This is a genomic window from Pelagibacterium lentulum (genome assembly GCF_003992625.1).
GTDB lineage: Bacteria > Pseudomonadota > Alphaproteobacteria > Rhizobiales > Devosiaceae > Pelagibacterium > Pelagibacterium lentulum.
In genome coordinates this window covers 168861-184007 of record NZ_RZMW01000043.1, presented here as the reverse complement: position 1 = coordinate 184007, position 15147 = coordinate 168861, and the positions used below count along the sequence as shown (strand labels likewise).

The window sequence follows — 15147 nt, the reverse complement described above, 5'->3', positions numbered from 1 at the left end:
CAGCGGGCGAACCGCAAGGCTAATCTCGCCGGCGCCCAACTGCCCCCCGCTACGCCTGATTCTTGTTTCGCATTGCTAATGCGAATTAATCATACTATACGAATTATTGAGGGCGATTTGGCTCTTCCGTTCCGATGGGACGGGTGATTTGGATTGGTGAGGTTGGTTATGAGCGGTGTGGCACAAGGGAGCGATGGACAGGTTGCGCCGCTTTCGGCCACGAAAACCCGGCGCAAGCCCCCCAATTTCCATTCGCATGTGATCTGGTCTTTGGGTACGGCAATTGTCGGCGGTACCTATGCGGAGAATCAGATATTGCCTGGCGATGCTGAACTTATTCAGCAGTTTGGCGTATCGCGCACGGTGCTGCGTGAGGCTCTCAAAACCCTGTCGGCAAAGGGTCTGATTGAAGCAAAGGCGCGAGTCGGTACGCGCGTTCTGCCGCGGGCGCAGTGGAACATGTTCGATAGCGATGTGCTCTCCTGGTATCTCGAAGCCGGTGTCACATTGGATCTTCTGACCAGTCTTGCCGAAGTGCGCATGGCCGTTGAACCTGAGGCTGCGGCGCTTGCTGCGCGACGCAGAACGCCCGAGCAGGCCGATGCTCTGGTTTACTGGGCCGACAAGATGGCCGAGGATGGGCAGACGGCTCAGGAATTCGCCCGGAACGACCTGGAGTTTCATCGTGTCGTTGCCGCCGCGTCGGGCAACCCGTTCATGGTATCGCTCAGTGCCGTGGTCGAAGTGGCCCTGACAGCCTCCTTCACCATCAGTTCGCCGGTAGAGGGGGGCGCGGCGTTCGACCGTGCGGTGCGGCTGCACCGCAATATCGCTGAGGCGATCATTGAGCAGGAGGCGGATGTCGCGCGTGTCGCCATGCGGCAGGCGATCCAGAGCGGCGTCGACCGAGCCTATGAGGCGCTCAAGCCCAACGAATAGAGCTGATTTCGCCCGAGTTGGCGGCGTCGCCACAAGTGGTCCGATAAAATCGGACCTTGCTTTCCAATTGCCGCTTTACAATAAATAATACTATATGCAAATGTGCTTCGGGCGCCGGGAGGAGCAGTCTCCGGCGTGGGTGAGCTTCGCGAAAAAAACGCGACAATTATTTTAGGGAGAGATTATATGAAAGCCATTCTTCTGGGCGCAGGCGCCCTGGTCGTTTCGACGGCCCTGACGGCCGTGCCTGCCGTTTCGCAGGACGCAGGTTTTGTCGGCATTTCCATGCCAACCCAGTCATCGGCGCGCTGGATTTCCGATGGCCAGTCAATGGTCGAGCAGTTTGAAGCTGCTGGTTATCGCACCGATCTTCAGTATGCGGAAGACGATATACCGAACCAGCTTGCGCAGATCGAAAACATGATCGTGCGAGGCGTCGATGCTCTGGTGATTGCTTCGATCGACGGTACTACGCTAACCAGTGCGCTCGAAGATGCCGCAGCAAACGGTATCAAGGTCATTGCCTATGATCGCCTGATCCGCGGCTCGGAGCATGTCGACTACTATGCGACGTTCGATAACTTTCAGGTTGGCGTTCAGCAGGGCCAGTCGTTGATCGACGGGCTTGATCTGGCCAATAACGAAGGTCCGTTTAACCTCGAAGTCTTCGGCGGTTCGCCTGACGACAACAACGCCTATTTCTTCTATGACGGCGCGATGAGCGTGTTGCAGCCCCTTATCGACGATGGCACCTTTGTCATTCGTTCGGGCCAGACTGGCATGGACACTGTTGGTACCCTGCGTTGGGACGGCTCGGTTGCGCAGGCGCGCATGGATAACCTTTTGAGCGCGCACTACACCGAAGACCGTGTGGATGCGGTGCTGTCGCCCTATGACGGGCTGTCAATCGGCATCATCTCGTCCCTGCGCGGGGTCGGTTATGGCAGCGACGACATGCCAATGCCCATCGTCTCGGGTCAGGACGCAGAAGTGCCGTCGGTGAAAGCGATTGTTGCTGGCGACCAGTACTCGACCATCTTCAAGGATACCCGCGAACTGGCACGCGTGACCGTAGGTATGGTTGCTGCGCTTCTGGGCGGCGGTGAGCCGGAAATCAATGACACCGAAACCTATGATAATGGTGTCAAGGTCGTGCCTTCCTATCTGCTTTACCCCGTGCTGGTTACAGCAGATAATTGGGAACAAGTTCTGGTAGGGTCCGGCTACTACACTGCGGACCAGATCGTCGACTAATTCGCGTCTTCGCGTATCCGAAACAGTGATGGCACCGGCTTTCCGGTGCCATCCGCGTTATCGGCCAAACCCTGCAAAGCCACTATCTGACGGTGCATAATGACCGCCATTCTAGAAATGAAGGGCATCACGAAAACCTTCCCCGGCGTGAACGCGCTCGACAATGTCAATCTGACTGTCGAGCAAGGCGAAATTCACGCTCTGGTTGGTGAAAACGGTGCCGGGAAATCTACCCTGATGAAAGTTCTCAGCGGCGTTTATCCGCATGGGGAGTATGAAGGGCAGATTTTCTTTGAAGGTGAAGAAAAGCGCTTCGGCAACATTGCTGACAGCGAGCGGGATGGGATCATCATCATCCATCAGGAACTCGCCCTGGTGCCGTTGTTGAGCATTGCCGAAAACATTTTTCTAGGCAATGAGCGTGCCGGGCGCGGCATCATCGACTGGTCGGAGACATACCGGCGCACTGAAGAATTGCTCAAGCGTGTGTCGCTCAAGGAAAGTCCGAGGACACGTGTTACCCATCTTGGGCTGGGCAAGCAGCAACTCGTCGAAATCGCCAAGGCGCTTTCCAAAGAGGTCAAGCTGCTGATCCTGGACGAGCCGACATCGAGCCTGAACGAGAAAGACAGCCAAGCGCTGCTCGACCTTCTCGTGGACCTCAAGGGCAAGGGCGTTTCCTCGATCCTGATTTCGCACAAGCTTAACGAAATTTCGCAGGTTGCAGACCGTATTACGGTTCTGCGTGACGGCGCCACGGTTTCGACGCTGGACTGCCAAAAGCAGGAAATCAGTGAAGACGACATCGTGCGTGACATGGTTGGGCGCTCGCTATCGGACCGCTTCCCGCCGCGCCAGCCAAATATCGGCGAGCCGCTTTTTGAAGTGCGTAACTGGTCGGCCTTTCATCCGATTCATTCGGATCGGCAGATCGTCAAGAATGTCAACTTTCACGTTCGCGCAGGCGAAGTCGTCGGAATTGCCGGGCTGATGGGGGCTGGGCGCACCGAACTGGCAATGAGCCTTTTCGGTAAATCCTATGGTGACAAGATCAGCGGCGAAGTCCGGTTGCGCGGCAAGTCGGTGGACGTTTCAAGCGTTCACAAGGCGATCAAAGCGGGCATTTGTTATGCCACCGAGGATCGCAAGACTTATGGGTTGGTGCTTGACCAATCCATCCGCGGAAACGTGCCGCTTGCCAACCTCAAGGGTATCGCCAACGGCATCGTTGTGGACAACCATCAGGAGCGGAGCGTTGCGGAGCAATATCGTAGCCGCATGTCGATCAAAAGCTCGGGGATCGCTCAGAAGACGGTAAATCTCTCTGGCGGAAACCAGCAGAAGGTCGTGCTGTCCAAATGGCTTTATGCCGGGCCGGAAGTTCTGATTCTGGATGAACCGACGCGCGGCATCGATGTCGGCGCAAAATACGAAATCTATTCCATCATCAACGATCTGGCCGCCGCCGGAAAAGCCATTGTGGTCATTTCTTCGGAAATGCCGGAGCTTTTGGGTATTTCGGACCGGATCTACGTCATGAATGAAGGCGCGTTTATTGGCGAGATGCCAGTCGCCGAAGCATCACAGGAAAAAATCATGAGCATGATCCTAAAAAAGGGAGGCAAGGCAGCATGACCGACATTCCAGCACAAAAGGCTGAAACAGAACGTCCGCCAGCCTTGCAGTTTCTGCGCACGCATATGCGCGAATACGGCATCCTTTTCGCGCTTATCGCGATCATGGTCTTTTTCCAGTTCTCGACCGAGGGCATTCTTTTGCGCCCGGTCAATCTGACCAATCTCGTCCTGCAGAACTCCTATATCGTCATTATGGCCGTTGGCATGTTGATGGTGATCGTGTGCGGGCATATCGATCTTTCGGTCGGCTCTGTCATGGGCTTTGTCGGCGCGCTTTCGGCCGTCCTGATGGTCAATTTCGGCATACATTACATCCCTGCTGCGATCATCTGCCTTATTGTCGGAGCTGCCATTGGCGCCATCCAAGGCTATTGGATCGCGTATTGGAAAATTCCGTCCTTCATCGTTACGCTGGCTGGCATGCTGGTGTTCAAGGGCTCGATGATGGTGCTGCTCAAGGGGCAGTCGGTCGGTCCGTTTCCCAATGAATTCAGGGCGATCTCGTCAGGCTTCATTCCCGACTTCTTTGCCGGGGAGAGTCTGCATATCACCTCGCTATTGCTGGGCGTCGCGGTTGCCACACTCCTGGTGTTCCTGAGCATTCGCGCGCGTCAGAAGGAACAGAAGCATGGTGTTCCGGAAGAGCCTTTTTTCTTCTTTGTCGGGCGCAACATCCTTGTTGCCGCTGCTATCGTTTATCTCACCTATCTGCTGGCGACGGCCCGTGGTCTGCCTAACGTCTTTATCGTTATGGCAATTTTGATAGCGGGCTACAGTTTCATTGCCAAGCAAACGACCATCGGACGGCGTATCTATGCAGTGGGCGGCAACCAGAAGGCGGCCAAACTGTCGGGCATCAATGCAGAGCGACTGACGTTCCTTGTGTTTGCCAATATGGGCATGCTGGCGGCGCTTGCCGGGCTGGTCTTTGCTGCACGCCTCAACATGGCGACGCCCAAGGCGGGTGAGACGTTTGAGCTGGATGTTATCGCTGCGGTCTTTATCGGCGGCGCATCCATGGCCGGTGGTGTGGGCACTGTCGTTGGTGCCGTGGTCGGTGCGTTCATCATGGGGGTGATGAATAACGGCATGTCGATCATGGGGATCGGTATCGACTGGCAACAGATGATCAAGGGGCTGGTGTTGCTCGCTGCCGTGATCTTCGACGTTTACAACAAGAACAAAGCGGCTTGACCGGCCATCGCGGCGGCACTTCGTACGAGGTGCCGTCGTATCGTTTTACATCCCTCTGTGCGTGAGGAGTTCCCAACGTGTTCATTTCCCAGGTTCTCGATTCCAGTGGTCGCCAATGTGTCGTTGCACGCGCTGGCAGTGAGGCGCGGATCGTTAGCGGCATTGCTTCGATCTATGATTTGGCACTGGCCGCTCTTGGTACGGGCCGCAGTCTGCTGGATCAGATCGAGGCGCAGGGGCTTGGCGACACGGTGGATCTTCAATCGGCTTATGGAAAAGGGCGCGTACTTGCGCCTATCTCCCATCGCAATCCGACGCATGTCCATTTGACTGGCACCGGGCTGACTCATCTCGGTTCGGCGGCCACGCGCGACAAGATGCACCAGCAGGATAAGGCGCAGGAAGAAAAGCTTACCGACTCTATGAAGATGTTCCGCATGGGCGTTGAAGGCGGCAAATCGCGGGATGGCAAATGCGGGGTTCAGCCGGAATGGTTCTATAAGGGCAATGGCCATGTGCTGGTTGCGCCGGGTGGTGACTTGCCGTCGCCGTGTTTTGCGCTCGATGCAGGCGAGGAGCCTGAAGTCGCAGGTATTTATGTGATCGACCAGAATGGGCAACCGGTGCGTATCGGTTTTGCAATCGCCAATGAGTTTTCCGATCATGTCACTGAACGGCAGAATTACCTTTTTCTCGCCCATTCCAAGTTGCGCCACGCTTCAATCGGGCCGGAAATTCTGATCGGGGATTTACCCAAGCATATCGAAGGCACATCGCGTATTCTTCGCAATGGCAAGACCATCTGGGAAAAACCTTTCCTTTCGGGCGAAGCCAATATGTCCCATACAATCGATAATCTCGAGCACCATCATTTCAAGTACGAGATTTTCCGCCAACCGGGCGATGTGCATGTACATATGTTCGGCACAGCGACGCTCTCGTTTGCCGATGGCGTCAGCACTGAAGACGGCGATGTGTTCGAGATCGAGGCGCCCCAGTTCGGCCTGCCGCTGCGCAACCGCGTTGCCATCGATACCGCCACTGACAAGGATACCCTTGTCAAAGTGGCCGTACTGTAAAAGGACACTCTAGATGACCTTCAAAAAGGCTGAATGGCCGCGGCCCTTGCGCTCGCACGAATGGTATGGCGGAACCTCGCGCGATCATATCTATCACCGCTCTTGGATGAAAAATCAGGGGCTGCCCGCGGACCTGTTCGACGGCCGGCCGGTCATCGGCATCTGCAACACCTGGTCTGAGCTTACCCCCTGCAACGCGCATCTGCGCGATCTTGCGCAGAGGGTGAAGAACGGGATTTACGAGGCTGGTGGCCTGCCTGTGGAGTTCCCGGTTTTCTCTACGGGCGAAAGTTCGCTGCGACCGTCGGCGATGATGTATCGCAACCTTGCAGCGATGGATGTGGAAGAGGCGCTGCGCGCCAATCCGCTCGATGGCGTCGTGCTGATGGTGGGCTGTGACAAGACCACCCCGGCATTGCTGATGGGGGCGTCTAGCGTCGACATCCCTGCGATTGTTGTTACCGGTGGCCCCATGCTCAATGGTTGGTTCCGTGGCGAAAGGGTCGGGTCCGGCACTGCGCTTTGGCAGATGAGCGAAGCGATCAAGGCGGGCGAAATGTCCCGCGAGGACTTTCTGGAAGCCGAGCAGGCGATGTCTCGCTCACCCGGTTCGTGCAATACAATGGGTACGGCCTCGACAATGGCCTCGATGGCCGAGGCGCTCGGCATGGCGCTTTCGGGCAATGCAGCCATCCCCGCAGTCGACAGCCGCCGCCGCGTTATGGCGCAACTTACCGGGCGCCGGATCGTCGAGATGGTCAAGGATGACCTTAAGCCCTCCGACATTCTGACCCGCCAGGCGTTTGAAAATGCGATCCGCACCAATGGCGCAATCGGTGGCTCGACAAATGCAGTGATCCACTTGCTCGCGATTGCCGGACGTATCGGCATCGATCTGACGCTCGATGATTGGGACAAGCTGGGGCGTGAAATTCCGACCATCGTTGACCTGATGCCCTCGGGCCGGTTCCTGATGGAAGAGTTTTTCTATGCCGGTGGTCTGCCGGTGGTGCTCAAGTCACTGCTCGACGGGGGCAAGCTGCATGGCGATGCCTTGACCGTTTCGGGCAAGACGATGGCCGAAGAAGTCTCCAATGTCCGCAACTGGAACGAGGAGGTCATTCGGCCTGTCGAAAACGCCCTGACGCCAAATGGCGGCATAGCTGTGCTCAAAGGCAATCTGGCGCCCAATGGCGCCGTGCTCAAGCCATCGGCGGCTAGCCCTCACCTGATGCAGCATCGCGGCCGTGCGGTCGTGTTTGAGGATATCGACGACTACAAGGCCAAGATCAATGACGAGAAGCTCGACATTGACGAGACCTGCATCATGGTGATGAAGAACTGCGGCCCCAAGGGGTATCCCGGTATGGCCGAGGTGGGCAATATGGGCTTGCCGCCCAAGGTGCTTCGCAAGGGGATCAAGGACATGATCCGTATTTCAGATGCGCGTATGTCCGGCACGGCTTACGGCACAGTGATCCTGCATACTTCGCCGGAAGCGGCGGTGGGCGGCCCTCTGGCTATTGTGCGCAATGGCGACATGATCGAGGTCGATGTCGCCAACCGGCGACTGCACCTGGACGTTTCGGATGCCGAAATCGCAGCGCGTCTGGCTGAATGGAAGCCCTTGGCAGGCCAGCCGCAAAGCGGTTACGCGCGGCTGTTTCTCGATCACGTTCAGGGCGCCGATACTGGCGCCGATTTCGATTTTCTGAAAGGTTCCCGAGGCAAGGCCGTGCCAAAGGATTCGCACTGATGAACGACACTAAGCACAAAATCGCGATTGTTGGCTTCGGAAAAATCGCCCGTGACCAGCATGTACCTTCGATCGCAGGCGAACCGGCATTTGATTTTGCGGCGGCAGTGAGCCGCAATGCGACCGCTGAGGGCGTCGACAATTTCGATACGCTCGAAGCGTTGTTCGCCAACCGTCCGGATATTGGCTGCGTCGCCCTGTGTACGCCTCCGCAGGTGCGTTTCGATATGGCGGCAGCGGCTATTAATGCGGGCAAGCACGTGCTGCTGGAAAAGCCGCCTGGGTCCACACTCGCGGAAATCGATACGCTGATTGCATTGGCCGAGAAAAAGGGCGTGGTGCTCTTTGCCACCTGGCATTCGCGTTATGCGGCGGCGGTTGAGCCAGCCAAAGCCTGGTTAAAGGACAAGACCATCGAGAAGGTGGAGATCGTCTGGCGCGAAGATGTTCGCCGATGGCATCCGGGGCAGGCATGGATATGGGAGCCGGGCGGCCTTGGCGTTTTCGATCCTGCGATCAACGGGCTTTCAATCCTCACCGCGATCCTTCCAGACCCAATTCATGTAACGCGGGCAAATCTGGAATTCCCGGAGAATTGCCAGACGCCTATTGCAGCGCAGGTGGATTTCACCGATGCCCGTGGTACGCCGGTCAAAGCCGATTTTGATTGGCGCCAGACCGGACCACAGACCTGGGACATTGTGGTTTCAACCCGTGAGGGGGAAATCGCGCTATCGATGGGTGGCAGCAGAATGGCGATCGACGGCGTCGAGAAAATTGCTGAACCGGATCGCGAATACGCAGGAATTTATGCGCATTTTGCCGAACTTCTGGAAAGCGGTACGTCGCTTGTCGATGCGTCCCCGCTTCGTCATGTCGCCGACGCGATGATGCTGGGCCGTCGTACGATCGTTGAAGCGTTTTACGACTGATAGAAGCGCTTCTGCATGGCGGCGGCGCGACCTTTTCCGTTATGGAACAGCATCTATTGGTAACATTTTGTCGTTGTGCCGTTTCCACTTGAAATGAGCGCTACGTAGCGGGACACTTTTGCTTTACAATAGCCGTTGGATGAATGGCTGTTGACTGCTTGGTTTGGTGCAATTTAGAGCAGATTTTCCGAAGTTTTGGCGGTGGGCCTAGCCGCAGCATTTCGCATGGCTGGACAAAAGGAATTGCCGTGACAATGTATAGCGCACTGGTACTCGCCAGTGCATCGGCGCTAATGGTGAGTACGGTATTTGGCCAAAGCCTGACGATCAACTCGTTCGGCGGGGCTTATGAAGATGCGCATCGGAAATGCGTAATTGCGCCATTTGAAGACGCGACGGGCTCAACTGTCGAAATCGTGACAGCCTATTCCGCCGATGCCTTGGCGCGCCTTCGCGCGCAGCGGGATGCGCCGGAGTTCGATGTTGTGCATTTTTCCGGTGGGCAGGAAATTGTTGCGGCGCAGGAAGGGCTGCTGCTGCCGATCGACGAGGCAAGCCTGGTCAACGCAGGCGATCTTTATGACATCGCAAGATCCAATCTTGAAGGTGGGGAAGGGCCGGCCTATTCGATTGCAGCTATTGGCCTGGTCTATAATGTCGAGAAAACACCGCAGGCACCTCAGAGCTGGGTCGATGTGCTCGATCCCATTTATGGTCGTCATCTGGTTCTGACAGATATTTCCAATGCCTATGGGATGCTTGGTTTTCTTATGATCAACCAGATCAATGGTGGTGATCTGGGCAATATCGAGCCTGGGCTCGACGCGGTTGCTGAGTTGCTCGATGGAGGGGCCGTGGTGGTCTCGACGTCGCCGGAGTTGCAGCGGGCCTTTGCGGAGGGCGATGCCTGGCTTGCGCCCTATGCGTCCGATTATGCTTTCACATTGCGTAGCAGCGGGTTGCCCGCGAATTTCGCGCAGGCTGCCGAGGGTGCGCCAGCCAGCTTCATTACGGCAAGCCTCGTGGTAGGTCGTGATAACAAAGACCTGGCGCTTCAGTTCATCGATATGTCGATTTCAAAGGAGGCGCAGGAGTGTTTTGCTCACGAGTTGCGCTATTCGCCCACCAATATGACAGTGGAACTGCCTGACGCGGTTGCCGCCGACGTCGCTTACGGCGCAGGCGCCGCGTCAGGTTTGCTGCGGTTCGATCCAACGGTCATTGAGGCAAACCGATCCGATTGGGTCGATATGTGGAACCGCACGATCTCACGGTAACGGTGGTCTGGGCTTGTTTAGACGTTGCAACGGTATGCCTCTGACGCCAGTCAAAGGCAGCGTCCCCCCGATGCAGCAAGTGCCTGGACTAACCGTGGCGGCGTCGCCTGTATGTCCGGCGGCGCCGCTGTTTGGTATGGGACGGTTTCCGAACATGAAGGGGAACCTGGCAATGTGGGGCGCTGGTGACACAGCAGATACTATTTTGCCTTCGTTCCAGCAGGTTTGATCGAAGGCACATTGACCTGTCATCATGATCTGACACATTTGGTGCCATGATAAGTGTTGCCTCATACAATATTCGCAAAAGTGTCGGCACGGACTGGCGCCGCGACCCCAAACGCATTCTCGACATTTTGAGAGAAATCGACGCCGACATTGTTGCCTTGCAGGAGGTCGACAGGCGCTTTGGAAGCCGCACCACCTCGCTCAGCCCCGACCTGATAGAAGACACAACCGACTACGCGGCCATCCGGTTCGGTGTCAGAAAGCAAAGCCTTGGCTGGCATGGCAACACGATATTGGTGCGACGCGGCATTGAGGTTCTCAATCAGTCCACTCTCACGCTGCCTGCCCTTGAGCCTCGCGGGGCCGTCCTCGCGGATCTCAAGGTCGGCGAACTAAAAGTCCGGGTTATTGGCCTGCATCTGGGGCTTGTCGATCTCTGGCGCCGCCGGCAGGCCAAGTCGGTTCTCAACCAGTTGGATGTGCTCGATGAAGCCTTGCCTACTGTGATGATGGGCGATCTCAACCAATGGACGACCGAAGGCGGCTGCCTTGCGCATTTCGCAAAAGACCACAACATCATCGCGCCTGGGCCGAGCTTTCATTCGTCGCGTCCGGTTCTTGCTTTCGACAGAATCATTACGACGACCGACATAGAAGTGCATGACTGTGGGGTGCATCGTTCCGATCTGGCTAAAAGAGGGTCGGACCATCTTCCAATCTGGGCGAAGATTTCCGTGCGACCGGAAGGCCGACCTGAACGGCAGGCTGCCCAAATGACACCGGAAGCGGTTGAGGGCTTGCAATAGTCCGTGATTGCCGCCATCTGTCCGGCTGATATTGATACCGCATATCCTGAAAGATATTTATGGCCGCACCGCTTCTCGCCCTGCAATCGATCCGTCTTGTGCTTGGCAGCACCCAATTGCTCGACAGTGCCGATCTGGCCGTGGCGCCGGGCGACAAGATTGCATTGGTTGGCCGGAACGGATCGGGAAAATCGACCCTGCTGAAGATTGCTGCAGGTCTTGTCGAGCCCGATGGTGGGGAGCGCTTCCTTCAGCCCGGTGCAACTGTGCGCTACCTTCCTCAAGAGCCCGATCTTTCGGGCTTTGATACGACGCTTGCCTATGTCGAGGACGGGCTGGAAGGGGCAGACAATCCTTACCGGGCGCAGTATCTGCTTGAGCAACTCGGACTTCGCGGCGACGAGAATCCCAAGGCGCTTTCCGGTGGGGAGGCGCGCCGTGCGGCGCTTGCGAGGGTTCTGGCGCCAGAGCCCGACATTCTGCTTCTGGACGAACCGACCAACCATCTGGATCTTCCCGTTATCGAGTGGCTCGAAACCGAGTTGAAGTCATTGCGTTCGGCACTTGTTTTGATCAGCCACGACCGGCGCTTTCTTGCGGACCTGACGCGCGCAACCATCTGGATCGACAGGGGCGAGACGCGCCGCATCGATCATGGTTTTGCAGGGTTTGAAGCCTGGCGGGACGATTTTCTAGAGCAGGAAGAAAAAGAACAACACAAGCTGGCACGCAAAATCGTGGCCGAGGAACACTGGGTGCGCTATGGCGTCACCGCCCGCCGCAAGCGTAACGTGCGTCGCATGGACCTCTTGAGCAATCTGCGCCAGCAGGTGCGTGAGTATCGCGGGCCGCAGGGCAATGTGAAGATGACTGTCGCCGAGGGCAAAAGTTCCGGCGCCATGGTCGTTGAAGCCGAGGCAATTTCCAAGACCTACGACGGCCGCAAGATCGTCGACGCCTTCTCGACCCGAATTATGCGGGGCGCGCGCCTTGGTATCGTCGGTCCCAACGGTGCGGGCAAGACGACTTTGATCCGCATGCTGACCGGCGCGCTTGAACCCGATAGCGGTACGGTGCGGCTTGGAACGCGTCTCGAACTGGCAGTTCTCGACCAGAAGCGTGCTTCGCTTGATCCTGACATGACGCTTAAGGATGTTCTGACCGGGGGCGGGTCGGACACGCTTACGATCAACGGCGAGAGCAAGCACGTCATTGGCTATATGAAGGAGTTCCTGTTTACGCCCGAACAGGCCCGGACGGCGGTTGGCAAGCTGTCTGGGGGTGAGCGCAACCGGGTGACATTAGCCCGCGCGCTGTCTCTGCCCTCCAATGTGCTGGTGCTCGATGAGCCGACAAACGACCTCGACCTTGAGACGCTCGATCTATTGCAGGAAATGGTTGCCGATTATCAGGGCACTGTGATCGTCGTCAGTCACGATCGCGATTTTCTCGATAAGGTCGCGACCTCGATCATCGTGGCGGAAGGTGATGGCACCTGGAACGAGTATGCAGGCGGCTATAGCGATATGGTTGCCCAGCGCGGCGAAGGGGTTGTCGCACGCCGGGTTGAAAAGCCGAAGGGCGAACCGAAGTCCAGGCAGAAACCTGTCAGCCCGTCAGTGCAGCCCAAGCGCAAGCTGAGCTTTAAGGAAAAACATGCGCTCGACACCCTGCCCAAGACCATGGACGGGCTACGGGCAAAGATGGCCAAACTTCAGGAAAGGCTGGACGATCCGAGTTTTTATAACCGCGACCCCAAGGCGTTCGAGCAAGCGACTGCGGATTTCGTAGAAGCGCAGGACGAACTGATGCGCTGCGAGGATCAATGGCTGGAGCTTGAAATGTTACGCGAGGAGCTTGAAGGCTAGGCTATTCGGAGGAATTGATGTGCTTTAATATGGCCCTAGCTAGTTTTCTTAATCTCATTACTGCTCACAAGTTAGAATAAATTTCTTTCGGCCACTTGATTTCGCCTCTGTAGAAGGCATTATTCAAGCTTGCATACATATCGTTCATTGGAGGAAATAATGGACCAGGAGCAAGCGCAACCCACTCGCAGAGAGTTTCTCTCTATGGTTGGGGCTGTTGGCGGGGCAGCGCTGATGTACCAGGCGATGGCAATGATGGGAGTCGCCAAAGCATCATCCTATAACGGTCCTATTCAACTCGGCCAGGCTCCCGAGGGCACCAAGGTCCTGATTCTGGGAGCCGGTCTTGCCGGTATGGTCGCTGCAATGGAATTGCGTGACGTTGGGTACGAGGTCGAGGTTCTCGAATATCGCGAGAAGGCCGGTGGCCGCTGCTGGACGTTGCGCAGCGGCGACACCTACGAAGAGTTGGGCGGCGCCGTACAGCAGATCGATTTTGCAGAGGGCAACTATTTCAACCCCGGCCCTTGGCGCATTCCCTACAACCACTATGGGGTGCTCGATTATTGCGCGCGGCTTGCGGTGGAACTTGAGCCGTTCATCCAGATCAACAACAATGCCTATTTGCATTCGGCCTCGGCCTTCGATGGCCGTCCGATCCGCTATCGTGAGATCAACACCGATTACCGGGGGCATATCGCTGAATTGCTGTCCAAAGTGACAGACCAGGGTGCGCTTGATGAGGTGATGACCGACGAGGACAAGGAACGTTTGCTGACCTCCCTGCGAAGCTTCGGCGCGCTGAATTCGGACAATGAATATGTCGCGTCGGGTTCGGCAAGCGCGCGGCGTGGTTATGAGCGCTATCCGGGCGGCGGTGTCGATGGCGCTCCGATCCCCAATGACCCCATGGACTTGTCCACGGTTCTTGAGTCGGGCCTCTGGCGTTCCCTGGCCTCGGCGGAATCGCTTAATACCTCCATGCCCATGTTCCAGCCACGCGGCGGGATGGACATGATTGCCCGGGCGATGGAAGAAAATCTGAACGGGTTGATACGCTACAACAAGAAAGTAACCTCCATCCTGCAGGATGACGATGGCGTCACCGTCACTTTCGAGGATGGGGAAAATGGTGGCGCTTCGGGCACGGCAACCGCCGATTATTGCGTCTGCACCATTCCGTTCTCGATCCTGGGCCAGATCGAGCACAATTTCAGCTCGTCGCTCTCAAGTGTCATCTCCACGATGCACTATGCGAGTTCCGTCAAGGTTGGGCTCGAATTCAACCGACGCTTCTGGGAAGAAGACGAGCACATCTTTGGCGGGATCACCTATACCGATCTGCCGATCTCGATGATCTCTTATCCTTCCAACGACTATTTCCAGAAAAAGCCCGGTGTCTTGCTCGGCGCGTATAGCTGGGGGGCGACGTCCTATCAGTTCAGTTCGCTGCCGCATGAGGAGCGGGTTGCAAAGGCTTTGGAATACGGAGCACAAATCCACCCCCAATATAATGAGGAATTCAAAACCGGGGTTTCGGTTGCCTGGCATCGGGTGCCGTGGGTGCTTGGCTGCTATGGGTTGTGGCAGGACAAGGAGGCCCAGTATCAGGATGCCGTCGCAATGGACAGACGGGTGGTAATGGCAGGGGAGCACCTGAGTTACCTGCCAGCCTGGATGGAAGGGGCGATATTGTCCTCTCTCGATGCGATTACACGTCTCCATGACGTTGCAACCAATAATTGAGGAGACGCGCTATGAAACGTTTTCTGATTGCCGCTGCCGCTGTCGCCGCTATCACGCCATTCGCCGTGACACAGGAAAGTGCCGAACGCGAGATTGTCGAATACGATGAGTTCTTTGCAAGCAGCTCGGTTCTGACCCAGCAAACCGGGGCAGGCATTTATGGGGCAGTTTGTGCGGCATGTCACATGTCTAACGGCGAAGGCGCCGTAGGGGCTGGCGCTTATCCCGCACTTGCGGAGAATCCCAATCTCGAATTCCCCGAATATGCGATCTACCTCACGATCCACGGACAGGCGGCCATGCCGCCGCTTGGCGGCATTCTCAGCGATGAGCAAATCGCCGCTGTGATCGAGTATATCCGCACCAGCTTCGGCAATGACTATCCGGATCCGGTGACAGCGGAGATGGTCGAAATCACCCGATAAAATTGA

General features: G+C 56.8%; 12 protein-coding genes. All 12 read left to right on the top strand.

Features of this window, described 5'->3' with window-relative positions:
• Window positions 1-168 precede the first annotated feature (168 nt).
• The 12 genes from EO133_RS17790 to EO133_RS17735 all read left to right on the top strand — a co-directional run bounded on the left by EO133_RS17790 (window position 169) and on the right by EO133_RS17735 (window position 15141).
• Window positions 169-939, top strand: a complete 771-nt coding sequence (locus tag EO133_RS17790) for a FadR/GntR family transcriptional regulator (RefSeq protein ID WP_127073996.1) — start codon at window positions 169-171, stop codon at window positions 937-939.
• Window positions 940-1125: 186 nt separating this feature from the next.
• Complete coding sequence (gene chvE, locus EO133_RS17785) at window positions 1126-2193, top strand: multiple monosaccharide ABC transporter substrate-binding protein (protein ID WP_127073995.1); 1068 nt, start codon at window positions 1126-1128, stop codon at window positions 2191-2193.
• 99 nt (window positions 2194-2292) lie between these two features.
• Window positions 2293-3828: a multiple monosaccharide ABC transporter ATP-binding protein gene (mmsA, locus tag EO133_RS17780; protein ID WP_127073994.1), complete on the top strand. Its 1536-nt coding sequence runs from the start codon at window positions 2293-2295 to the stop codon at window positions 3826-3828.
• Window positions 3825-5024 carry a multiple monosaccharide ABC transporter permease gene (gene mmsB, locus EO133_RS17775; protein WP_127073993.1) on the top strand — a complete coding sequence of 400 codons (1200 nt, stop codon included), beginning with the start codon at window positions 3825-3827 and terminating at the stop codon, window positions 5022-5024. Before mmsA ends, mmsB begins: the two co-directional genes overlap by 4 nt.
• A 77-nt stretch (window positions 5025-5101) precedes the next feature.
• Window positions 5102-6103 carry an AraD1 family protein gene (araD1, locus tag EO133_RS17770; protein WP_127073992.1) on the top strand — a complete coding sequence of 334 codons (1002 nt, stop codon included), beginning with the start codon at window positions 5102-5104 and terminating at the stop codon, window positions 6101-6103.
• A 13-nt stretch (window positions 6104-6116) separates the two neighbouring features.
• Complete coding sequence (gene araD, locus EO133_RS17765; protein WP_127073991.1) at window positions 6117-7859, top strand: L-arabinonate dehydratase; 1743 nt, start codon at window positions 6117-6119, stop codon at window positions 7857-7859.
• Window positions 7859-8791 (top strand): Gfo/Idh/MocA family protein, encoded by a 933-nt coding sequence (locus EO133_RS17760; protein ID WP_127073990.1) that lies wholly within the window; start codon window positions 7859-7861, stop codon window positions 8789-8791. The genes araD and EO133_RS17760 overlap by 1 nt, the downstream gene beginning before the upstream one ends.
• Window positions 8792-9045: 254 nt before the next feature.
• Entirely contained in the window at window positions 9046-10068 is a 1023-nt protein-coding gene (locus EO133_RS17755; RefSeq protein ID WP_127073989.1) for an ABC transporter substrate-binding protein, read from the top strand.
• A 275-nt stretch (window positions 10069-10343) separates the two neighbouring features.
• Complete coding sequence (locus EO133_RS17750) at window positions 10344-11102, top strand: endonuclease/exonuclease/phosphatase family protein (protein ID WP_127073988.1); 759 nt, start codon at window positions 10344-10346, stop codon at window positions 11100-11102.
• 59 nt (window positions 11103-11161) lie between these two features.
• The gene (locus tag EO133_RS17745) at window positions 11162-12970 is read left to right on the top strand and encodes an ABC-F family ATP-binding cassette domain-containing protein (protein WP_127073987.1); all 1809 of its coding nucleotides are present in this window, start codon (window positions 11162-11164) and stop codon (window positions 12968-12970) included.
• A 159-nt stretch (window positions 12971-13129) separates the two neighbouring features.
• The gene (locus EO133_RS17740; protein ID WP_206513545.1) at window positions 13130-14716 is read left to right on the top strand and encodes a flavin monoamine oxidase family protein; all 1587 of its coding nucleotides are present in this window, start codon (window positions 13130-13132) and stop codon (window positions 14714-14716) included.
• An 11-nt stretch (window positions 14717-14727) separates the two neighbouring features.
• A complete protein-coding gene (locus EO133_RS17735) occupies window positions 14728-15141 on the top strand; it encodes a c-type cytochrome (protein WP_127073986.1) in 414 nt (137 codons plus the stop codon).
• The last annotated feature ends 6 nt before the right edge of the window (window positions 15142-15147 follow it).

Bases quoted from the DNA above. Each gene is read 5' to 3' on its own strand.
- chvE (WP_127073995.1), top strand. From the start codon at position 1,126: ATGAAAGCCATTCTTCTGGGCGCAGGCGCCCTGGTCGTTTCGACGGCC.
- mmsB (WP_127073993.1), top strand. From the start codon at position 3,825: ATGACCGACATTCCAGCACAAAAGGCTGAAACAGAACGTCCGCCAGCC.
- EO133_RS17755 (WP_127073989.1), top strand. From the start codon at position 9,046: ATGTATAGCGCACTGGTACTCGCCAGTGCATCGGCGCTAATGGTGAGT.
- EO133_RS17750 (WP_127073988.1), top strand. From the start codon at position 10,344: ATGATAAGTGTTGCCTCATACAATATTCGCAAAAGTGTCGGCACGGAC.
- EO133_RS17745 (WP_127073987.1), top strand. From the start codon at position 11,162: ATGGCCGCACCGCTTCTCGCCCTGCAATCGATCCGTCTTGTGCTTGGC.
- EO133_RS17760 (WP_127073990.1), top strand. From the start codon at position 7,859: ATGAACGACACTAAGCACAAAATCGCGATTGTTGGCTTCGGAAAAATC.
- EO133_RS17790 (WP_127073996.1), top strand. From the start codon at position 169: ATGAGCGGTGTGGCACAAGGGAGCGATGGACAGGTTGCGCCGCTTTCG.
- EO133_RS17740 (WP_206513545.1), top strand. From the start codon at position 13,130: ATGGACCAGGAGCAAGCGCAACCCACTCGCAGAGAGTTTCTCTCTATG.
- mmsA (WP_127073994.1), top strand. From the start codon at position 2,293: ATGACCGCCATTCTAGAAATGAAGGGCATCACGAAAACCTTCCCCGGC.
- EO133_RS17735 (WP_127073986.1), top strand. From the start codon at position 14,728: ATGAAACGTTTTCTGATTGCCGCTGCCGCTGTCGCCGCTATCACGCCA.
- araD (WP_127073991.1), top strand. From the start codon at position 6,117: ATGACCTTCAAAAAGGCTGAATGGCCGCGGCCCTTGCGCTCGCACGAA.